Source organism: Mesorhizobium sp. M0854 (assembly GCF_040319815.1).
Taxonomy (GTDB): domain Bacteria; phylum Pseudomonadota; class Alphaproteobacteria; order Rhizobiales; family Rhizobiaceae; genus Mesorhizobium.
Map to the genome: position 1 here is coordinate 1 of NZ_JAMYOL010000031.1, position 21,372 is coordinate 21,372.

Sequence of the window (21,372 nt, forward strand, 5' to 3'; positions counted from 1 at the left end):
GCACCCTTCGCGCCTTGCCTGGGCCGATGTTGCGCTGCATGTGCTGATAGACGGCCAGCAGCAGGACGATATCGTATTTCGGTAGAAGGATATTGCCGAGGCGCCGGCTGCCGAGGTTTAGGCGATCGAACCTGGCATGTACCGGGGAGCCACTCAACAACATCTTTGCGGTCTCGATGTGCGGCTTGGCAATGTCGATCCCGTGGATCGAGCTGGGTTTCAGCTTGGAGATCTCATAGGCGACAACACCCATATTGCAGCCAACATCGAGAATGGATTTCCCAGCATAGTCGATCTCCAATGAGAATATCCCGTCCAGTCTATCCTCCCATGTTCCTGCAAAACCTCTTTTGAACCTTGACCACCACAAATCATATACTCCTAAATTAGAGATCGCAGAAATATAGCGCTCGTTACCTTCTACTATTCATAAGTCGTGGCCAAGAAAAGCCTGCCCCCCACAAAAACACAGAAAAACATCATGGACACCACGTTCAAGGGCGCTGCGAGGCGCCTTGCTGATCTCAACTTGCGGGAAACTAGGCGCTCGCATTGGAGTAGGAGAGGACGGTGTTTAGGACATCGCCTTCAAAGCTAGTCCAGCCAACCCCATTAACGCATCACGACCACGATCTCTCGGCAGTCGCCTGATGGCTCAGAACCGCAAGGGCATCCATCGTCCGATGCAGCACAGCGACCTCTCCTACGAGGAGATCAAGCTCTGCCTCTTCGCCATCCAGCTCAGCCTCCCCGACGCGGCGCACTAAGCCAGCGTCATGGCTGACAGCCTCGCAAGGAAACTGAATGTCTCACCACGATTTTATGCTCCAGCGGCAAATCGAGCTGGAGCGAGGCAAATCGAGCTGGAGATCGAAATGTCGGGCCTCGGGCGGGATCGCTACCTCTCGCGGATCCGTAAAAACTTCGACAACGAGAGAGGTTACGATACGGACACGGGGCGCTCGATCTTGGAGAGTGCTGTCGGCCCTGTTGCGGCAGGGATTACCAAGTTCGTCGATGAGGTCTTTGGGGGTCGTCCTGGCCCCCGCGCCGTGGCTGCCAAGCTAATCAAGGACATGGACCACGACGTGGTCTCCCACCTCGCCTGCAGCTCCTCCGCTCTCGGTCGCAGATCAAGTACCCGGTCCTGATCGAGGACGCTGAGTGGGCCAAGGCTCAGAAGGAAGCTCGCATCATCGACACCCTCGAACCGATCATGAACCAGCACCGTCTGGTGGTCTGCTCCTCGGTGGTCGAGTGGGACTACGACAGCACCGCTGCCTTCATCCCTGACGAGGTCAACAAGTTCCGCCTGTTCTACCAGATGACCAGGATCACCCGTAACTGAGGCTCCCTCGCCCATGACGACCGACTGGACGCTGTGGCAGGCTGTGTCGCCTACTGGCTGGAATGGATGGCCAGGAACACGACCATAGCGGTAGAGCAGAGGAAGCAGGACCTGTTGGATCAGGAGCTGGCTAGGTTCATGGATCCTGTTGGATCAGGAGCTGGCTAGGTTCATGGATAATGCCCTCGGTGGCTCCTTTCAGTCGGCCCCTCGGTTCTTCTAGACCAGCCCCCTCAGGACCCTCTCAGGGAATACCGGCACCACTAGGACTACCCCCGATGGCTTCCCTTAGAATGTACCTTAGGGTGCCACCTGAGAGCCTTACAGCAAGGCTGCCCTTAGGTTCCCCTGAAGTTCTCCTCAGGGTGTAGCCGAGGGGGCACAGGGACACAGGAGACCAGTACCTATCTACCGAAGGAGGGGGTTGGGGCAGCCTTAGGGCTCTGCATTCCCACCTATTTAGCCATCGCCTCCTCGGCGGTCGTTAGAAATACGAGGGTCGAAGCCGTCATGTGGAGCATATAGGCCGCTATGTGACCAGGCACCTCAGTCGGAGTCGTACCTTGTCCGTGCCCGCCCATCCTATTGCGGCTTGTGATCGACCCTCCCACCGGACTTTATTAACTTTGCGGTCGCTATCAAAACATAGGAAAATGTCATGTATGCTACAAGGACAAGTATTGAATTGGAAAGAATTACCCAATTACTTGAAAACAACTTTCTCCAAAAGGAGACTTCGTCTGGAACGTTTGTTTGCCCATATTCAATACAAAGAAGGATGCAAATGCAAACAGCGAAACCAACGACATTGACCACAGATGCCCTCACTTGAAAAGCAGTTAGTGGCTTTAATTCTGAACTTAATAAGAAACAAAATAGAACACATAGCGCCGCCAGCGAAGCGACCAATATATATATTCCAGCAGCGAGCGATATAATATAGCGAATAGACAACCCGTCCATAGCAATAAAGTATCGATAATTGTTGCCAACGGAATAAAAATTTTCAAGCCAAAATGGCTTCACGATCGTAACAGCATGCGTCATTAATAAACTTGCAGGTAAGAAGCAGGAAAAAAGCGTGGCCACTAGGAGCATGCCTTTAAATACCCAATTAATTGTTTGAAGATGGTCATATAGCTTCGGGCACTCGTCTCGCGTCAATATCCAATCAGAAGGGTCTCTTTTGCCCATCCTTTCTAGAAGTTCAATCACGGATGTCCACCTCTACAGTAGTCGATTGATAGCAACCAGTGTCCCTACACATCTGCTTCGTCGAGCATAATGCAGGGCTATACAGGAGTAAGGAACATCTTCTCTTCCTTGGCCGCCGCCTCGAATGCCCTGCGGGCATCCTGGGTAGGCACTTCGGCTTCCATTGCGGCCATGCAGGTTTCCACCGCCTTCTTCCACTTCGGGCCCCTCTTGGTCCACTTCAGGAGTTCCTCGGCGGCACCCTCGACATTGTTGCAGCCGTAGGTGACCCCAGGTCGGTCGGTCTTGACGTACACCGGAGGGGAGAACCAATGGGTTGCCATGAGGGGAACTTAGCGTGGCCGACACAATTAACTAGCGCCACGACTGTGCCTCACTCATTTTGGCGGAGGTGGCGTGGTCTCGTCTATCCCGGAGTGGTAGATTGCCAACATCCCTGTGATGGAGGGAATGACGCGATTAGTCGACTGTACGCCACCACCTTCACTGATGCTGTGGTAGTTACAGCTATTTGCAAAGTCCTTTTGGTCCGGTTTGTAAGCGACACGTCTTACGCTTGTCCTGACGTAGTTGTAAGGGGCCAGCTTACCCGTCTCCACAAGCCCCCCGCTGGGGTCGATGCTCGAAGGTACTTGATCACCGCGACATGAGAGATGTCATCATCTCGAAAGACCAAGTCATCATAGCCCGATTTGGGTAGTGGCTTACGCACGAGCATCATGCACGTCAGCCCTGTGTCAACAAATGAGCGAGCGGTACCTTTGTTTTGAAATACGACCGTGGCGGTCGTGACCGAAATCAAAGCGGTGAGCAGCGCGAGCGTAGAATTTCCCCATGGAATGAACCGCCGCCAGTCCTGAAATTCGCCGCAGGTCGTACATTTGCGTGCTCGCGCCGGAATAGGCGTGCAGCACATGAGACACGGCTCCGCGCGGGCGATCAGATAACCGGCTCGCACGAAGACCCCTTCGTTTCCCACGTCGTGCCGCTCGGGTCGCCTTCCGTCCCACAATCATTCCCACAACACGGCAAATTGTCGAATGATTTCAATGGGGCAAACAGGATAATGTATCTCTTATCGGCCATTAGGGGGATGATCTAGGCGCTTGGAGGTGGCAAGGCATAGGCAAATGTTCCTACGCTTCCCTGCCAATCGGTGCTTTTGCCAATTGACAATCTGTCACAAAATGACCCGGCGATAACCCTACGGTTCAACGCTAGGTGCAATGCTAGGGGCACATCGGCAACGCACATCGGCAAACCTTGCCCTGTCTCTAGCTCCGCGTATACGTAGGGGCTGCCAGTGGCGGTGGCGGGCATTTCGTGGGATTGATGCACTGAATTTGGGGCCGCGCCGGCCAGGGGGGAAAAGACCATGAAAACCGCCATCACAGTACTCATTGTTCTGCAAGTCGCCAATTTGGCGGCCACGCTTGGGGCCGATTACTTTGGTCGTCGCCGCGCCACGGCTATTCGCTGCCTGATCTATGCCACGCACGCCATGGGCGAGCCGAAGGCTTGCACGGAGGCATTTCCACGGCCCGAGCTGCCATAGGACGCGCGTGCCTAGTCTACACCACGCGGCACACATGCTGCTCGTGGCAGATCATCCGTGGGATAGACATCCGTCGCGTCCAAATCTGGATGGGTCACAAGTCGATCCAGACCACCCTGAACTACGCCCACCTTGCGCCGAACCATCTGCTCGACAACCTCACGGCGCTCGAAGGTGGCGCGGCTCCGAGGCTCGTGGTAGTGAACGGCAAATCCTAGGCCGACCGTGTGGGAAACCATGTGGGAGACTGGTGGGATTTCCCCACAATGTGGGAGGTGGGCGTGGCGGAACTGGTATACGCAGCAGACTTAAAATCTGCCGGTGTTTCAAGCACTTACGGGTTCAAATCCCGTCGCCCACACCAACCCTCGCAACGGACTTAAAATCCCTCGATCTCCGATCGTACGGGTTCGATTCCCGTCGTCCGCACCAGATTTGGATTTGCCAAGACAGCTTAAGGGCGGTTCACTTTGCGGGACCGCAATTACCGACAGCTCGCTTGTTGAGCTTACCAGCCTTCAGGTCTGAAAGCTGCGGAATGGATGCATCAAATCCGGCGTATTTTTCGTAGACTTCCCTGTCCAACGAGATTTGCCGACCGGCGGCAGTAAAAGCGACCATCCCTGTAGTGCCGATATAGGCTCGCGCCGCTCGCATTCTGCAGAAGTATTTTTTCTCGCCGTTGGACACGAACCAGCCCAGCGAGCCTGATGCACCTCGCGACAGCTTGCCGGTCTTGTATCCTTTGCTTTGCAGGTTGGAATAGGATTCAGCGTGTGACGGGGTAATCGATGCCAGGAGAAAGACAGCCATCGAAGTCGCACCCAACCACTTCGGCAAGTTTTTGATAATCATAGATCTGTTCCCTTTCAGCTGCATCTCAGCCCGTTGCGGCAAAGCCGTTCACCCCCCGATCGGGTTCAGCTTCAAATGCTGGATCAGGATAATCGTCTTGGCGTCGATAATCCGACCGTCGTGGATGCCGGCCAGTGCCTCGTCTAGCGGCATTTCCAAAACCTCGATGTCTTCGCCTTCGTCATGCGCGCCGCCGCCGTCGGAAATGCGGTCGGCGGGCGAGTAGCGGGCGACGAAAAACCAGAGCCGCTCAGTGACGCTGCCGGGGCTCATATAGGGCGAAAACAGCCGCTGCACGTCCTTCAGCCGATAGCCGAGTTCCTCCTCGGCCTCCTTGCGGATGCAGGTTTCGGGATCGTCTTCGTCGAGCAGGCCGGCACAGGCCTCGATCAGCGGCTCCTTGTGGCCGGTGACGTAGGCCGGGTAGCGGAACTGCCGCACCAGAAGCACCGTCGAACGCTCCGGATCGAAAGGCAGGATCACCGCGCCGTCGCCGCGATCGTAGGTCTGGCGGGTGTGCGTTTCCCATTTGCCGTCGCGCCGGCGGTAGTCGAAGACGGTCTTTTTCAAAACCGCCCACTCGTCGGAAAGGACTTCCTCGGAGCGGATGCGAATGCGATCTTCCATGGTGGACTCCCTGCTGCCGCGGCAAGGCGTAGCCGCGAACGGCGGTTCGTGCAATCGGGTCAGCAATTGGTCCAGGCATGTTGATATTCAGGTGATGCCGGCCTGACCTGAATTTCAAACATGCCTGGTGCGCCGGTTCACCGTCTCGTGTCTGGCGCTGGCACAATCGGCTGCCTAAATAGCGGCAACCCTCTCCGGAGTTTTTCATGACCTCATCGCTTTTCCAGCCGATCACCCTCGACGGCCTCACCTTCCCCAACCGCATCGCGGTCGCGCCGATGTGCCAGTATTCGGCCGAGGACGGCTCGGCCAGCGATTGGCATCTCTATCACTGGATGAACCTGGCGATGTCCGGCGCTGGCATGGTCACCGTCGAGATGACCGATGTCGAACGGCGCGGCCGCATCTCGCATGGCTGTCTCGGCCTTTATTCCGAGGACAACGAGGCGGCCGCGCGACGCACGCTGGATGCAGCCAAGCGTGTCGCCGCACCGGGCACGAAATTCGGTACGCAGCTTGCCCATGCCGGGCGCAAGGCCTCCAACCGGAAACCCTGGGAGGGCGGCGGCCCGCTGCATGCCGATCAGGATCCGTGGCCGATCGTGTCGGCCTCGGCGATCGCCTACGACACCGGCTGGCAGGTGCCGCGGGCGCTGGAGGACGACGAGATCCTGCAAATCATCGAACGCTTCGCCGATGCGGCGCGGCGGGCCGAGCGCGCCGGCTTCGACTTCATCGAGCTGCATGCCGCGCATGGCTATCTGATCTTCCAATTCCTGTCGCCGCTGTCCAACCGGCGCACCGACCGCTGGGGCGGCTCGCTGGAGAACCGCATGCGTTTCGCCGTCGAGATCGCCAAGGCGGTAAAGAAGGCGACGCCCAGGCTGATGCTGGGCGCGCGTCTGTCGATCAAGGAATGGGTCGATGGCGGCTTCGAGGTCGAGGATGCGATCGAAGTGGCAAAAGCGCTGAAGGAAGCCGGCGTCGCCTATCTCTGCTGCTCGAGCGGCGGCAACTCGCCCTTGCAGAAGCTGCCCTCCGGGCCCGGCTACCAGGTGCATCTGGCCGAAGCGGTGCGCAAGGCCGTCGGCATCCCGACGCGGGCCGTCGGCCTGATCGACGATCCGAAACAGGCCGAGGCGATCGTCGCCGACGGCCGCGCCGACATGGTGGCGCTGGCGCGCGCCTTTCTTGCCGATCCGCGCTGGGGCTGGCGCGCCGCGGCCACCTTCGGTGAAAAAATCCACCCGGCGCCGCAGCTTGCCCGCTCGGTGACGACGATGCAGCACTGGATGAAGGCGGCGAACTGACGGCGGGTTCGTCTCGCTGGACGGGCCAGCACAGCTTCGCATGGATCCTCTGCCGGTGTAGGGTGGCCGGGGGCCGCGGCTGGCGCGGCGGGTTGGGGGAGCAGAGACATGTCGTTCAGGGGGATTTCCATTGCGGCCGCCGCCGCGGTTGTGGCCGAGCTGTCGTTCGCCGCGCCGACGCCGGCCGGGGCGCAATATTGCGAAGGCACGGTGCACGGACTTTCCAGGCACTACAATCTGGCGACGGGAAGCGGCTTTCTCGCCGTTCGGGCCCGGCCGAACTCGTCGTCGCGCATGGTCGGGCAATTGTTCAACGGCGACCAAACCGAGATCTTCGACCGCCGCGGAAACTGGTACAAGGTCGATTTCGGCGGCCGCACCGGCTGGGCGAATGCACGCTGGCTGCGCAACGACTGCGGCTATTGAGCTATTTTCGCCTGAGCTAAAAAGCAGTTGCAACCAAATCGGCCGCTCCGCGTTGGCGGCGATGATGGACAGCAAGCCATTTGAAAAGCCGGTCGTGGTCGAACTCGGCCATGTCGGCAAATATCGGCAGATCCGCAGCGCCCAGGAGGCGGCGGAGTGCCTGATGACGATCTGGCCACTCAACCGCGGGCCGCGTCATCGTGATGCCCTCGACACTTGCCTAAAAGTGCTGGAAGGTTATCGTTCGACGGCGGATGCGCGCCGGGCACTGATCGAAGCCGCCAGGGAATCGGACGTGCTGGTCGCAGATGACAGGCTGCCAGACGACAGACTGGCCGACGACAGGCTGCATTGAGGCAACGGGCTTTCAACCGGAGGGTTTCATGGCGAAACTGACCTACAAGATCGTCGAGCATGACGGAGGCTGGGCCTACAAGGTCGGCTCGACATTCTCCGAAACGTTCCCCACCCATCAGGACGCGTTACGCGCCGCCGAGATCGCTTCGGCCGAACAGCAGGTCGCCGGCAACACCGACGGCATCCAGTACGAGGACGCCGACGGCAAATGGCACGACGAGCTCGCCGACGGCCGCGACCGGCCGCAGACCGAGGTTTCGGATTAGAGTGTGCGCCGATATCCAGGTGATGCCGGCGTGCTTTACAGGTCGGTTTGGTAGCGCTACCGTCTCACATCGCGCGTGACCGGGGAGGAGCCTGGGCGCCGTCGCGGGCCAGGCAGGAAAGCGGTTTCCTTCGAAGTCGTTGCAGGAATCAATCGGGAGGAGATCGATGGCGTCTGTCGCAATCGGCGATGTCTACAAATCATTTGGGACCGTCGAGGTCCTGCACGGGGTCAGCGTCGATATAAACGACGGCGAGTTCGTCACGCTGGTCGGTCCTTCGGGTTGCGGAAAGTCGACCCTGCTCAGGATGATCGCCGGCCTGGAAAAGATCTCGCGCGGCCAGATCGCGATCGGCAAACGTGTCGTCAATAACGTTGCGCCAAAGGAGCGCGACGTCGCCATGGTCTTCCAGAACTATGCGCTCTATCCGCATATGACGGTCGCCGAGAACATGGCGTTCTCGCTGATGCTCAAGGGCGTTCCCAAGACGGAGAGCGATGCCGGCGTGCGGCGCGCGGCCGAAATCCTGGGACTGGTTCCGCTGCTCGACCGCTATCCGCGCCAGCTTTCCGGCGGCCAGCGCCAGCGCGTTGCCATGGGCCGGGCGATCGTGCGCGATCCGCAGGTTTTCCTGTTCGACGAGCCGCTGTCCAATCTCGATGCCAAGCTCCGGGTGCAGATGCGCGCCGAGATCAAGGAACTGCACCAGCGCCTGAAGACGACGACGGTCTACGTCACCCACGACCAGATCGAGGCGATGACCATGGCCGACAAGATCGTCGTCATGCATGACGGCATCGTCGAGCAGATCGGGCCGCCGCTCGAGTTGTACGACCGGCCGAACAATCTGTTTGTCGCCAGTTTCATCGGCTCGCCCGCCATGAACATGCTCAGAGGCGACATCGTAAGCGACGGCTCGCCGTCATTTCGCGGCGCCGGCGGGATTTCGGTCCCGTTGGCCTCGGCACTTTCCATCGGCAATGGTGAGCCGGTCGTGCTGGGGATACGGCCCGAGCATTTACGGCTGTCCGACAATCAGGGCATTCCGGTCACCGTCGTGGTGGTCGAGCCGACAGGGTCCGAAGTGCAGCTCATCGGCCGCACCGCCGGCGGCGATGAGATCGTCGCAAATTTCCGCGAACGCCATTCCTTCACGCCGGGCGAAACCATCCGGCTTACGGCCGAGCCTGGCCTCATCCACCTCTTTCACGGCGAAACCGGTCAGCGGTTCGAAACGCCCATCAGGCAGTAGGACGGCAAGGACAATAAGCAGGAGGAAGCGAGCATGAAATTCACCAGACGTGACGTGATCCGCACCACCGCCGGCGTTGCGGCGGGAGCCTTGGGAAGCCGGCTCGTCGGCTCTCCCGCCTTTGCCCAGGAGGGGTTGAAATACAAGCCCGAGGACGGCGCCAAGCTCAGGCTGCTGCGCTGGTCGCCTTTCGTGCAGGGCGACGAGGATCAATGGCTGGCCAACACCAAGCGCTTTACCGAAGCGACCGGTGTCGAGGTCCGCGTCGACAAGGAAAGCTGGGAGGACATCCGTCCCAAGGCGGCGGTCGCCGCCAATGTCGGCTCCGGCCCGGACCTGATGTTCGTCTGGTTCGACGACCCGCACCAATATCCCGACAAGCTGCACGACGTGACGGAGCTGGGCGAATATCTCGGCTCGAAATATGGCGGCTGGCACGATGGACCGCACCAATATGCGACACGGCAAGGCAAGTTCCTCGGCCTGCCGCTGGCGACCATCGGCAATGCCATCGTCTATCGTGAAAGCTGGGTGAAAGAGGCTGGCTTCTCCGAATTTCCGAAGGACACGGCAGGCCTGCTCGAGCTTTGCAAGGCATTGCAGGCGAAGGGGCACCCGGCCGGCTTCACGCACGGCCACGGCGTCGGCGATGGCAACAACTACGCCCACTGGCTGCTGTGGAGCCATGGCGGCCAGATGGTCGACGAGAGCAGCAAGGTGACGATCAACAGCCCCGAGACGCTGAAGGCGATCGAATACGCGCAGCAGCTCTACAAGACCTTCATTCCCGGTACCGAAAGCTGGCTCGACGTCAACAACAACCGCGCCTTCCTGGCCGGCGAATTGAGCGTCATCGCCAACGGCATTTCGGCCTACAACACCGCCAAGATCAACAAGGACAAGGATCCGAAACTGGCCGAGATGGCCAAGGACATCCGCACCACCAACCTGCCGATCGGCCCGGTCGGAAAATCCGTCGAGCTGTTCCAGGTCACCACGGCCGTGATCTTCGACTACACGCCCTACCCCAACGCCGCCAAGGCCTACCTGCAGTTCATGTTCGAGGATCCGCAAATGTCGCAGTGGATCACGTCGTCGGCAGGCTATTGCTGCCAGACGCTCAAGGCCTTCGACAACAACCCGGTGTGGACGGCCGATCCGAACAATGCCGCCTACGCCAAGGCCTCGGCGACGCTGCGGCCCAACGGCTATGCCGGCCCGCTTGGCTATGCCTCGGCAGCGACCATGGCCGATTATGTGCTGGTCGACATGTTCGCCAAGGCGGTGACAGGCCAGGCGACGCCGCAAGAAGCGATGGAAGAAGCCGAGAAGCGCGCAAACCGCTACTATCGCGTTTGAGCCGGGTTCAGCCGGGCAGCCATGCTGCCCGGCTTCGAACCGCGCATGGCCGCCCGGCCGTTCAATGAGACCTTAGAGGAGCCGACCCATGGCCGTGACCTCCGCTGCCGCTCAGCCACGCCGGTCGGCGCTGTCGCGCATTCTGACGTTCGTGTCCGAAAGTCATAACGCGCTTGGCTTCGGCTTCATGCTGCCGGCGGCGGCGCTGCTGCTGGTCTTCCTGACCTATCCGCTCGGGCTCGGCGTCTGGCTCGGCTTCACCGATGCCCGCATCGGCCGCCCCGGCATCTTCATCGGTATCGAGAACTACGAATATCTGTGGGATGACGCCGTCTTCTGGCTCTCCGTCTTCAACACCTTGCTCTACACGATCAGCGCCTCGGTCCTGAAGTTTGTGCTCGGCCTGTGGCTGGCGCTTATCCTCAACCAGAACCTGCCGTTCAAGTCGTTCTTCCGCGCGATCGTCCTGCTGCCCTGGGTGGTGCCGACGGTGCTGTCGGCGATCGCCTTCTGGTGGATCTACGATTCGCAATTCTCGATCCTGTCCTGGGCGCTTATGGAAATGGGCCTGATCGACCATCGCATCAACTTCCTCGGCGATCCGGAGAATGCGCGGGCTTCGGTTATCGCCGCCAACGTCTGGCGCGGCATTCCTTTCGTGGCGATCACGCTGCTTGCCGGCCTGCAGACGATCCCGCAGTCGCTCTACGAGGCCGCCACGCTCGACGGCGCCAGCCGCTGGCAATTGTTCCGCTATGTGACGCTGCCGCTGCTGACGCCGATCATCGCCATCACCATGACGTTTTCGGTGCTGTTCACCTTCACCGACTTCCAGCTGATCTATGTGCTGACACGCGGCGGGCCGGTGAATGCCACGCACCTGATGGCGACGCTGTCGTTCCAGCGCGGCATTTCCGGAGGCCAGCTTGGCGAAGGCGCCGCGATCGCGGTCGCCATGATCCCGTTCCTGCTGGCGGCGATCCTGTTCAGCTATTTTGGCCTGCAACGCCGCAAATGGCAGCAGGGCGGCGGAGATTGACATGACCGCGATCGAAACGAGCAAACGCCCGGAACTCGACGAAGGCGGCATGGGCTACCTGCAGAGTTTGCCGCGCCGCGTGGTGACGGTCTACCTGCCGTTGCTGATCTTCGTCATCGTGCTGTTGTTTCCGTTCTACTGGATGACGATCACGGCGGTTAAGCCCAACCTCGAGATGACCGACTACGCCAATTTCAATCCGTTCTGGGTGGTGCATCCGACGCTCGAGCATATCCGCTACCTGCTCTTCGAGACGTCTTACCCGGGCTGGCTGCTCAACACGATCATCATCTCGACCGCCGCTACGTTCCTGTCGCTGCTGGCTGCGGTGTTCGCTGCCTACGCGATCGAGCGCTTGCGGTTCTCCGGGGCGCGGCAGGTCGGCCTCGCGGTGTTCCTCGCCTATCTCGTACCGCCCTCGATCCTGTTCATTCCGCTGTCTGTGATGGTGTTCAACCTTGGTCTTTACGACACGCCGTTCGCGCTCATCCTCACCTATCCGACCTTCCTGATCCCGTTCTGCACATGGCTGCTGATGGGTTATTTCCGCTCGATCCCGTTCGAGCTGGAAGAATGCGCGCTGATCGACGGGGCGAGCCGTTGGCAGATCCTCACCAAGATCGTGCTGCCGCTATCGGTGCCGGGCCTGATTTCCGCCGGCATCTTCGCATTCACGCTGTCATGGAACGAGTTCATCTACGCCTTGACCTTCATCCAGTCGTCCGAAAACAAGACTGTGCCGGTCGGCGTGCTCACCGAGCTGGTGCGCTCGGACGTCTATGAATGGGGGGCGCTGATGGCGGGAGCGCTGATCGGCTCGCTGCCGGTGGTGGTGCTCTATTCGTTCTTTGTCGAGCATTATGTTTCCTCGATGACCGGAGCCGTGAAGGAATAGCCGACGTGATTAAGTTCGGAGGTATTCCCGGCGGCCGGGATGCCCGGGGCGGCACCCTGCCGGCCGAGACCGCGTTCCGGGAGGGTGTCAGCTGCTGGTGTCGGACTTCGGCGCAAATGCGCGGTCGGCAATGCGTTCGATGAAAGCGACGACCCGTTCCGGCTCAACGAATTGCGGCATGTGGCCAAGCCCCTCGACAGGTTCGAAATCGAGCCCGCTGATCTTTTCCATCAGCGGCCAGCCGTGGATATCGATGCCCAGCACGCGATCGGAAGCACCAAACAGAATGCCGGCCGGCAAGGTGATCTCGCCATAGCGTTGCTCGATGCGGCCAAGGTCGTGCGCGATCGCCACGACATCGGTCGATGTCGCGTAGAAATGGCTTGGCCTGAGCCCGCACCAGCCGCCGCCCTCGACCATATAGTCGGCCGGCGCCGTCTGCGGCGCGAAAATGAAGGCAAGCGTCGCTTCGGCATATTTGAGAGCCGCCGGGATCGCCACCGTACAAGCCATGATCCGGCGCCGCAGCGGCGACTTAATATACAGCGGGCCGAACTTCTCGCGCGCGTCCGGCTCCAGATGGGTCAGCGGTGCCAGCAAGGCGATGCCGGAAATCGCCTCTGGATGCTCGACAGCCAGCGTCAGCGCGATGGCGCCACCCAGCGAATGACCGACGACCAGCGGCTTTTCCAGCCCAAGCGCGTCGATAAAATGCCGCACGACCTCGGCCTGCTCGGACAGCCGTCCGCTGGCGGCCCTGGCCCGCACCGAATAGCCGGAGCCCGGACGGTCGAGCGCGATCAGCCGATAGTCCGGGCCGAACCGTCCGAACAGCGTGTGGCCGAATTGATGAAGCTGCGCGCCGAGGCCGTGCAGGAAGACGATCGGCCGCCCCTCGCCCGTCTCGACATAATGGATGCGGTTGCCGTCGATCTCGATGAATCTGCCACTGGCCGGCACCAGCCTTTCGGCCTTCGCCGCGATCCGCAGCGTCGCCAGCAGCGGATAGGCTGCCACGACGAGCGCCAGCAGAAACAGCGCGCCGGGTAGCCATAGCAGAATTGATACCGGCATCTTTCCCTCAGCGCCCAAACCGGCGCAGCATCACCCGCCGACGGCTCCACTGCAAGGGAGGTGGCACAGGTGGATCCGTCGTTTGGCGGCATTGCCGCCGGCCGTTTGCCGCGCTATCTCAGGCGACCCGTTTGCCGGAGCCTGCCATGACCGAAATCGTCACCGCCGCCATGCTCGTCATCGGCGACGAGATTCTGTCCGGCCGCACCAAGGACAAGAACATCGGCCACCTCGCCGAGATCATGACGGCGATCGGCATCGACCTCAAGGAAGTGCGCATCGTTGCGGACGAGGAAGACGAGATCGTCGCTGCGGTGAATGCGCTGCGCACCCGCTATACTTATGTCTTCACCACCGGCGGCATCGGCCCGACGCATGACGACATCACCGCCGATTCGGTTGCCAAGGCCTTTGGCGTGCCATGCGAATACAACGCCAAGGCCTACGCCCTGCTTGAGGCAAGCTACGCCGCCCGCGGCATCGAATACACCGAAGCGCGCAAGCGCATGGCGCGGATGCCGCGCGGGGCAGACCACATCGATAATCCAGTGTCGGTTGCGCCGGGCTTTCGCATCGGCAACGTCCATGTCATGGCCGGCGTGCCGGCGATTTTCCAGGCGATGCTCGACAATGTCGTGCCGACATTGCGGGCTGGCACCAAAATGCTGTCGGCAACCGTGGAATGCCCGTTCGGCGAAGGCCTGATCGGCGGGCCGCTGGGCGACATCCAGAAGGCGCATCCGGACACGATCATCGGCTCCTACCCGAAATATGGCGACGGCAAGTTCTGGACGGAACTGGTGGTGCGCGCCCGCAGCCAGCCGGCGCTGGACTCCGCACGCGCCGACGTAGAGGCTATGGTGGCAGGCTTGATCAAGGAAAGCCGAGTGGGCTGATCGGCCGGCCTGACGGAACCAGCTTCGCGCAGTGACGTTTGTCACGAGTGGAATCGCCGTATGAAGTGAGGGACTGCCATGCGCTTCAAGACCATCGTCGCCATATTGCAGAATGAACCGGATGCCGAGCGCGTCCTCGATTGCGCGATCCCGCTGGCCAGCCGATTCCAGAGCCATCTGATCGGCATCCATGCCGAGGCGCTGCCCGTGCCCTACACCTCTGCCACCGGCTTTCCGGACACCGAGTTCCTGCAGGTTTCCGCCGACATGAACCGGGAGCGCGCCGAGAAGTTGCAGGCCGCCTTTCACAAGCGCATCGAGAATTCCGGCCTGTCGTTCGAGTGGCGCAGTCTCGAGAGTTTTTCCGGCGACAGTGCGCTGACCGGCATCTCGACCGTTCGCACCGCGGACCTGATCATCGCCGCGCAGCGCGAATCGGGCAGCGACCCGAGCGCCGACGTCGACACGCTGGTCTACGATGCCGGCCGGCCGGTGCTGGTGGTGCCGCATTCGGGTTCGCTGGTGACCAGCTTCAAGCATGTGCTGCTCGCCTGGAACGGCAGCAAGGAAGCCGCGCGCGCGGCCTTCGATGCCCTGCCCTTCATTATCGAGGCCGAAAAGACGGACATCGTCGTCATCGACCCGCCCGATACGCTCGACGAGGCGCCGGAAACAGCCGGCGCCGAGATCGCCGCCTCGCTGTCCAGGCATGGCGCGACCGTCAGCGTCTCGGTGCTGAGGTCCGGCGGCGCCTCGGTCGACGACATCATCCAGACCAGGGTCGCCGAGTCGGGTGCGGACCTGCTCGTGCTCGGCGCCTACAGCCATTCCTGGCTGCGCCAGCTGCTGTTCGGCGGCGTGACGCGAACGGTGCTGCGCACCGCCCCGGTGGCGGCTTTCCTGTCGCGGTAGGTTCACAGGGATAGCTGGCAGGACAATCGCTTTGCCGCGCCCTTGCCAAAGCCAAGCCTTTCCAGTTAATTCCGCGCGCATTCCATAGTGTCTGCGCGCGATGCGCGCTTTGCGGAGTGCGCGAAAGATGTCCCTGCCCGAAAAAGCCTTCCCGGTCTCCTGGGACCAGTTCCACCGCGACGCGCGCGCGCTCGCCTGGCGGCTTGCCGGCGCCAACAAGGGGCAATGGAAGGCGATCGTCTGCATCACGCGCGGCGGCCTGGTTCCGGCGGCTATCATTTCGCGCGAACTTGGCATCCGCATCATCGAGACGGTCTGCGTCGCCTCCTACCACGATTATACCAGCCAGGGGCAATTGCAGGTGCTGAAGGAGATCACGCCGGCGCTGCTCGCCGATGACGGGGCCGGCGTGCTGATCATCGACGACCTCACCGACACCGGCAAGACGGCGGGCATCGTGCGCGCGATGATGCCCAAGGCGCATTTCGCCACCGTCTATGCCAAGCCGAAAGGCAGGCCGATGGTCGACACTTTCGTTACCGAGGTCAGCCAGGACACCTGCTGGGACATGGGCTTCACCTACCAGAAGCCGATCGCCGACGACCACGCCGGCTGATTCGCGGCAACGCCGCTTGATGCACCGAGTCCGCCCAGGGGACCTCCGCACACCGATAAAGGCGTGGCGCGACGCTGCTGCAGTCGCGCAATTAGGCTGAGATCGGCGCAGATTGACGGAATCTGGCCGATCCGTGAAACATTTTTTACTTTCATTCCTTATAATTAGCCGTAAGATTCGTAAGACGGCAAACGATTCTGGAAGCTGGGGCAAGCTTCTCCGATGTTGACGAGGCCAACCACGCACAACCATCTGGCCGAACGGGTCCGGCGACTCTTCGGCACGGTGCCGTCCCGCCTGCAGGTTGCAGCGCTGCCTTGGCGCGATGGCGGCGACGGCGTCGAAATCATGCTGATCACTAGCCGCGATACCGGCCGCTGGGTGCTTCCCAAGGGCTGGCCGGAAGCAAAGGAGCCGCTTTGCGAGGCGGCGGCGCGCGAAGCCGGCGAGGAGGCCGGCCTGAGCGGCACGATCTCGCATCACGAGGCCGGCCGCTATTTCTATGCCAAGGTGCTGGATTCCGGCGAGGAAGTGCCGTGCGAGGTGCTCGTCTTCCCGCTGCAGGTCGACAAGGTCGCCGACCGGTGGAAGGAAAAGCGGGCACGCACCCGCAAGTGGGTCAGCGCCGCCGAGGCTGTGCGCATGGTCAACGAACCCGACCTCAGCCAGATCATCGCCCATTTCTGCGCCGATCCACGCCGGTTCTCCTGAGCCCGAGCGGCGCATAGCCGCGGTCAGGTCCGGCGAACGCCATCGCCGACGCACCCTCCGCGCGGCGCCGAACCTTCCTCGCCGCGCTCCGCTTCTATCCCCGTTATCCACATATGTGACACACAAGATGTTGGGGTCATAAAAGCTACGCAAACGAATCCTTGACGGCGCAAAACGAGTCGCCTTTTATAGGCCATGCGCTCTTGTTGAGAGTGCGACCGGAAAAGTTTCGAGGCCGGTCTTTTTCCCGGAATATGTGCGTTTTGATCCGCATTCCCGCCTGTTTACGAGGCCGGCGAATGCGTGGGATTTTGAAGCCTTGGGGGCGAAAGGGGAGGATTGTCGGACTTGAATAAATTGTCTGTTAATACTATATTTAGTGTTTGCAGGTAGGTTCGACGCTAGATAATGTGAAGTTCCCTCGACCGAGGGCGTTACAAAAAGTTTTCAGTTTTGAGGGACCCACAGGGTCCGTGAGCGCGTCGGACAGCGGCCTCGCAAGAGGTTCGACCGGCAGGGCGGCGGAGACTGTGAAGATGAGGGCCGGCGGGTTTCGAACGCCGGCAGACGGCGGACATGCGCGTTTCGTCAAGAGGGCAGAAATCCTCTGGGAAAAGCGCTATATGTAGACAAAAGGGACCGGACCAATGCGCATCGAGCGTCGTTTCACCAAGCCAGGACAATCTGCCTATGCGGAGATCGAATTCCGCAAGGCGCTTTCCGAGATCAAGAATCCGGATGGGTCGGTGGTGTTCCGCTTGGACAACATCGACGTGCCGGCGCAGTTCTCCCAGGTTGCCGCCGATATCCTGGCGCAGAAATATTTCCGCAAGGCGGGCGTCCCGGCACGGCTGAAGAAGGTCGAAGAGACGCAAGTCCCCTCCTTCCTGTGGCGCTCCGTCGCCGACGAGGCTGAACTGGCCAAGCTGCCGGAAGCCGAGCGCTACGGTTCCGAGATCGACGCCCGCCAGGTCTTCGACCGGCTTGCCGGTACCTGGACCTATTGGGGCTGGAAGGGCGGCTACTTCAAGTCGGAGGAAGACGCGCGCGCCTTCCGCGACGAGCTCGCCTATATGCTGGCCACCCAGCGCGTCGCGCCGAACTCGCCGCAATGGTTCAACACCGGCCTGCACTGGGCCTATGGCATCGACGGCCCGAGCCAGGGCCACTTCTATGTCGACCCGTTCACCGGCAAGCTGACCAAGTCGAAGTCTTCCTACGAGCATCCGCAGCCGCATGCCTGCTTCATCCAGGGCGTGCAGGACGACCTCGTCAATGAAGGCGGCATCATGGATTTGTGGGTGCGTGAGGCGCGCCTGTTCAAATACGGCTCCGGCACCGGCTCCAATTTCTCGTTCCTGCGCGGTGAAGGCGAAAAGCTGTCGGGCGGCGGTCGTTCGTCGGGGCTGATGAGCTTCCTCAAGATCGGCGACCGCGCGGCGGGCGCCATCAAGTCGGGCGGCACGACGCGTCGCGCCGCGAAAATGGTCATCGTCGACGCCGATCATCCCGATATCGAGGAATTCATCGACTGGAAGGTCAATGAGGAGCAGAAGGTCGCCTCGCTGGTCACCGGCTCGAAGATCGTCAAGAAGCATCTCGAAGCGATCATGAAGGCCTGCATCAACTGCGAAGGCAATGGCGACGATTGCTTTGATCCGGCGGTCAACACCGCGCTGAAGCGCGAGATCAAGGCGGCCAAGAAGGACGCGGTGCCGGAGAACTACATCTACCGCGTCATCCAGTTTGCAAAGCAGGGCTACACCTCGATGTCGTTCAAGACCTACGACACCGACTGGGATTCGGACGCCTATCTCACGGTTTCCGGCCAGAATTCCAACAATTCGGTGTCGCTGAAGGACGATTTCCTGCGCGCCGTCGAGCAGGACGGCGACTGGCATCTTACCGCCCGCAAGGACGGCAAGGTGCTGAAGACGCTGAAGGCGCGCGATCTCTGGGAAAAAATCGGCTATGCCGCCTGGGCATCGGCCGATCCGGGCCTGCATTTCAACACGACGATGAACGACTGGCACACTTGCGCCTCGGCCGGTGCGATCCGGGCGTCCAACCCGTGCTCGGAATACATGTTCCTCGACGACACCGCCTGCAACCTGGCCTCGATCAACCTTCTGCCCTACCGCAATGCCGACGGCACCATCGACATCGCTGCCTACGAGCACACGGTGCGGCTGTGGACCATGGTGCTGGAAATCTCCGTCATGATGGCGCAGTTCCCGTCGAAGGAGATCGCCAAGCTTTCCTACGAGTACCGCACGCTCGGCCTCGGCTACGCCAATATTGGCGGCCTGCTGATGACCTCGGGCATTCCCTATGATTCCGACGAGGGCCGCGCCATCTGCGCCGCCCTCACCGCGATCATGACCGGCACGGCCTATGCCACCTCGGCTGAAATGGCCGCCGAGCTCGGCGCCTTCCCCGATTATGACCGCAACGCGCAGAACATGCTGCGCGTCATGCGCAATCACCGCCGCGCGGCCTATGGCGAAAGGGACGGCTACGAGAAGCTCGCCGTCAATCCGGTGCCGCTGGTCGCCTCGGATCTCAGGCAGCAGGAACTTGCCGACCATGCCAAGGCCGCCTGGGACCGCGCCATCGAGCTCGGCGAGGAGCATGGCTACCGCAACGCGCAGGCAACGGTGATCGCGCCGACCGGCACGATCGGCCTGGTGATGGATTGCGATACCACCGGCATCGAACCCGACTTCGCGCTGGTAAAATTCAAGAAGCTCGCCGGCGGCGGCTATTTCAAGATCATCAACCGCGCGGTGCCCGAAGCGCTTAGGACATTAGGATACTCAGAGGCTCAAATTGCAGAGATCGAGGCCTATGCAGTTGGACACGGTAATCTAAATCAAGCACCGGGTATCAATCCTAGCACGCTACGAGCTAAGGGCTTTAGTGATGACAAAATTGAAGCTCTAAATTCTGCTCTAAAGTCGGCTTTTGACATTAAGTTTGTATTTAACCAGTGGACGCTAGGCGCGGACTGGGTGAAGGAAACGTTTGGGTTCACCGACGAGCAGCTCAACGACTTCTCGTTTGAGATGCTACCAAACTTAGGCTTCGGGCGAAAAGAAATCGAGGCCGCCAACATCCATGTCTGCGGCGCCATGACGCTGGAAGGCGCGCCGTTCCTGAAGGCCGAACACCTGCCGGTGTTCGACTGCGCCAGCCCGTGCGGCAAGATCGGCAAGCGCTCGCTGTCGATCAACAGCCACATCATGATGATGGCGGCGGCACAGCCCTTCATTTCCGGCGCCATTTCCAAGACCATCAACATGCCGAACGACGCAACGGTGGAAGATGCCAAGGGCGCCTACATGCTGTCGTGGAAGCTGGCGCTCAAGGCCAACGCGCTCTATCGCGACGGCTCAAAGCTGTCGCAGCCGCTCAACGCCTCGTTGCTTGCCGACGTCGAAGACGACGAGGACGAAGCCATCGAGCAGCTGATCGCGGCGCCGGCCGCGCAGCGCGCCGTGCAGGTGACCGAGAAGATCGTCGAGCGCGTCGTCGAGCGTCTCTACCGCGACCGCGAGAAACTGCCGAACCGCCGCAAGGGCTATACCCAGAAGGCGGTCGTCGGCGGCCACAAGGTCTATCTCAGGACCGGCGAATTCGATGACGGCCGCCTCGGCGAGATCTTCATCGATATGCACAAGGAAGGTGCCGCCTTCCGGGCGATGATGAACAACTTCGCCATCGCCATCTCGCTCGGCCTGCAATATGGCGTGCCGCTCGAGGAATTCGTCGAAGCCTTCACCTTCACCAAATTCGAGCCGGCCGGCATGGTGCAAGGCAATGACGCCATCAAGAACGCCACGTCGATCCTCGACTATGTCTTCCGCGAACTCGCCGTCTCCTATCTCGGCCGCCACGACCTCGCCCATGTCGACCAGTCGGACTTCGACAAGACTGCGCTCGGGCGCGGCATCAACGAAGGCAAGGCGACGCCCTTCTCCAAGGGCCTGACCCGCGGCGCCTCGCCGGTCAAGCTGGTGTCGGGCATGGGCGCCGAGCCGAAAGGCTTTGCGGGTTCCGGTTCCGGAACTCCAGCCCGTACCGCCCCGACCGCCTTCTCCGGCTCCAACGTGCTGACGCTGAAGCCCGCCAGCGACGAAGCCATCGCCTACAAGCGCGACTACGAGGAGCGCGCCAGGGAACTGGTCGAGGACATCGTCTACGCGGAAGCCTCCGACCCGACGGAGCTGTTCACCGACGAGGCCGCGAAAGAAGCAGCCGAAGCCAAAGCGCTCGCCGCCAACCGGCGCCAGCAATCATTGATGCAGGGCTACACCGGCAACGAGTGCTCGGAATGCCATAACTTCACGATGGTGCGGAACGGGACTTGCGAGAAGTGCGATACTTGTGGAAGTACATCGGGCTGCTCATAGTATGCCGACTGTCTGCTTGGCATACTTTTCCACCAACGCAGGCAAGGCAGTGAAGCAGTCGGGGGCGGCGCGCCATTCAAAAGCGCCGTAGCCCCCCCCGACAGCGACTGGGTGGCATGTCGTTGATGGGTTGGCGGATTCGTTGGTGCAGCGCTCCTGGACCTGGCCGCAGGCCGGGCCTTGAGAGCGGCGTTTCGGCGCTAGCTTTTCCACAGGCACCTACTTCGGTCATGTTAGCCGGTGACGC

General features: G+C 61.0%; 23 protein-coding genes and 1 tRNA gene. 17 read left to right on the plus strand and 7 right to left on the minus strand.

From position 1 onward, the window contains the following. On the minus strand, positions 1-301 hold a 301-nt coding region (locus NKH99_RS27850), incomplete at its 3' end, for a class I SAM-dependent methyltransferase (RefSeq protein ID WP_353016840.1). An 849-nt stretch (positions 302-1,150) separates the two neighbouring features. Here NKH99_RS27850 and NKH99_RS27855 point away from each other — a divergent pair. Continuing rightward, a complete protein-coding gene (locus NKH99_RS27855) occupies positions 1,151-1,348 on the plus strand; it encodes a hypothetical protein (protein ID WP_502900113.1) in 198 nt (65 codons plus the stop codon). 455 nt (positions 1,349-1,803) lie between these two features. Here NKH99_RS27855 and NKH99_RS32805 read toward each other — a convergent pair whose 3' ends face one another. The 3 genes from NKH99_RS32805 to NKH99_RS27865 all read right to left on the minus strand — a co-directional run bounded on the left by NKH99_RS32805 (position 1,804) and on the right by NKH99_RS27865 (position 2,886). Next, a complete protein-coding gene (locus tag NKH99_RS32805; protein ID WP_502900112.1) occupies positions 1,804-1,929 on the minus strand; it encodes an abortive infection family protein in 126 nt (41 codons plus the stop codon). Position 1,930: 1 nt separating this feature from the next. Next, a complete protein-coding gene (locus NKH99_RS27860) occupies positions 1,931-2,563 on the minus strand; it encodes a hypothetical protein (RefSeq protein ID WP_353016843.1) in 633 nt (210 codons plus the stop codon). 77 nt (positions 2,564-2,640) lie between these two features. Then, positions 2,641-2,886: a DUF982 domain-containing protein gene (locus NKH99_RS27865; RefSeq protein ID WP_353016846.1), complete on the minus strand. Its 246-nt coding sequence runs from the start codon at positions 2,884-2,886 to the stop codon at positions 2,641-2,643. Between the two features lie 1,052 nt (positions 2,887-3,938). Between NKH99_RS27865 and NKH99_RS27870 the strand changes: the two genes are divergently transcribed. From NKH99_RS27870 to NKH99_RS27880, 3 genes are all read left to right on the plus strand, one after another. Next, complete coding sequence (locus NKH99_RS27870) at positions 3,939-4,118, plus strand: hypothetical protein (protein WP_352453788.1); 180 nt, start codon at positions 3,939-3,941, stop codon at positions 4,116-4,118. Then, positions 4,082-4,336, plus strand: a complete 255-nt coding sequence (locus NKH99_RS27875) for a tyrosine-type recombinase/integrase (RefSeq protein WP_352614072.1) — start codon at positions 4,082-4,084, stop codon at positions 4,334-4,336. Before NKH99_RS27870 ends, NKH99_RS27875 begins: the two co-directional genes overlap by 37 nt. A 57-nt stretch (positions 4,337-4,393) precedes the next feature. Continuing rightward, positions 4,394-4,482: transfer RNA gene (locus tag NKH99_RS27880), tRNA-Leu, on the plus strand. A 101-nt stretch (positions 4,483-4,583) separates the two neighbouring features. Here NKH99_RS27880 and NKH99_RS27885 read toward each other — a convergent pair. Both NKH99_RS27885 and NKH99_RS27890 read right to left on the minus strand, forming a co-directional pair. Beyond that, entirely contained in the window at positions 4,584-4,973 is a 390-nt protein-coding gene (locus tag NKH99_RS27885) for a hypothetical protein (protein ID WP_352614073.1), read from the minus strand. A gap of 48 nt (positions 4,974-5,021) precedes the next feature. Beyond that, positions 5,022-5,600, minus strand: a complete 579-nt coding sequence (locus NKH99_RS27890) for an NUDIX domain-containing protein (RefSeq protein ID WP_352541399.1) — start codon at positions 5,598-5,600, stop codon at positions 5,022-5,024. 206 nt (positions 5,601-5,806) lie between these two features. Between NKH99_RS27890 and NKH99_RS27895 the strand changes: the two genes are divergently transcribed. The 8 genes from NKH99_RS27895 to NKH99_RS27930 all read left to right on the plus strand — a co-directional run bounded on the left by NKH99_RS27895 (position 5,807) and on the right by NKH99_RS27930 (position 12,504). After that, positions 5,807-6,910, plus strand: a complete 1,104-nt coding sequence (locus tag NKH99_RS27895) for an NADH:flavin oxidoreductase/NADH oxidase (protein WP_352474055.1) — start codon at positions 5,807-5,809, stop codon at positions 6,908-6,910. A gap of 108 nt (positions 6,911-7,018) precedes the next feature. Beyond that, positions 7,019-7,336: an SH3 domain-containing protein gene (locus NKH99_RS27900; RefSeq protein ID WP_352541400.1), complete on the plus strand. Its 318-nt coding sequence runs from the start codon at positions 7,019-7,021 to the stop codon at positions 7,334-7,336. A 61-nt stretch (positions 7,337-7,397) separates the two neighbouring features. Continuing rightward, on the plus strand, positions 7,398-7,691 hold the full coding sequence (locus NKH99_RS27905; RefSeq protein ID WP_352749379.1) for a DUF982 domain-containing protein: 294 nt from the start codon (positions 7,398-7,400) through the stop codon (positions 7,689-7,691). A gap of 28 nt (positions 7,692-7,719) precedes the next feature. Continuing rightward, positions 7,720-7,959: a DUF2188 domain-containing protein gene (locus tag NKH99_RS27910; RefSeq protein ID WP_023674770.1), complete on the plus strand. Its 240-nt coding sequence runs from the start codon at positions 7,720-7,722 to the stop codon at positions 7,957-7,959. Positions 7,960-8,125: 166 nt separating this feature from the next. Further along, a complete protein-coding gene (locus NKH99_RS27915) occupies positions 8,126-9,211 on the plus strand; it encodes an ABC transporter ATP-binding protein (RefSeq protein WP_352474052.1) in 1,086 nt (361 codons plus the stop codon). Positions 9,212-9,244: 33 nt separating this feature from the next. Beyond that, positions 9,245-10,570: an ABC transporter substrate-binding protein gene (locus NKH99_RS27920; protein WP_352474051.1), complete on the plus strand. Its 1,326-nt coding sequence runs from the start codon at positions 9,245-9,247 to the stop codon at positions 10,568-10,570. Positions 10,571-10,757: 187 nt separating this feature from the next. Further along, entirely contained in the window at positions 10,758-11,609 is an 852-nt protein-coding gene (locus NKH99_RS27925) for a carbohydrate ABC transporter permease (protein ID WP_502893743.1), read from the plus strand. A gap of 1 nt (position 11,610) precedes the next feature. After that, positions 11,611-12,504 (plus strand): carbohydrate ABC transporter permease, encoded by an 894-nt coding sequence (locus tag NKH99_RS27930; protein ID WP_023674766.1) that lies wholly within the window; start codon positions 11,611-11,613, stop codon positions 12,502-12,504. 87 nt (positions 12,505-12,591) lie between these two features. Here NKH99_RS27930 and NKH99_RS27935 read toward each other — a convergent pair whose 3' ends face one another. After that, complete coding sequence (locus tag NKH99_RS27935) at positions 12,592-13,578, minus strand: alpha/beta fold hydrolase (RefSeq protein WP_353016851.1); 987 nt, start codon at positions 13,576-13,578, stop codon at positions 12,592-12,594. A 146-nt stretch (positions 13,579-13,724) separates the two neighbouring features. Between NKH99_RS27935 and NKH99_RS27940 the strand changes: the two genes are divergently transcribed. From NKH99_RS27940 to NKH99_RS27960, 5 genes are all read left to right on the plus strand, one after another. After that, complete coding sequence (locus NKH99_RS27940) at positions 13,725-14,474, plus strand: competence/damage-inducible protein A (RefSeq protein ID WP_353016853.1); 750 nt, start codon at positions 13,725-13,727, stop codon at positions 14,472-14,474. Positions 14,475-14,552: 78 nt separating this feature from the next. Beyond that, complete coding sequence (locus NKH99_RS27945; protein WP_352474045.1) at positions 14,553-15,386, plus strand: universal stress protein; 834 nt, start codon at positions 14,553-14,555, stop codon at positions 15,384-15,386. Positions 15,387-15,513: 127 nt separating this feature from the next. Further along, positions 15,514-16,002 carry a xanthine phosphoribosyltransferase gene (gene gpt, locus NKH99_RS27950; protein WP_353016855.1) on the plus strand — a complete coding sequence of 163 codons (489 nt, stop codon included), beginning with the start codon at positions 15,514-15,516 and terminating at the stop codon, positions 16,000-16,002. A 222-nt stretch (positions 16,003-16,224) separates the two neighbouring features. Continuing rightward, entirely contained in the window at positions 16,225-16,713 is a 489-nt protein-coding gene (locus NKH99_RS27955; RefSeq protein WP_353016856.1) for an NUDIX hydrolase, read from the plus strand. 647 nt (positions 16,714-17,360) lie between these two features. Next, positions 17,361-21,125 (plus strand): vitamin B12-dependent ribonucleotide reductase, encoded by a 3,765-nt coding sequence (locus tag NKH99_RS27960; protein WP_353016858.1) that lies wholly within the window; start codon positions 17,361-17,363, stop codon positions 21,123-21,125. The last annotated feature ends 247 nt before the right edge of the window (positions 21,126-21,372 follow it).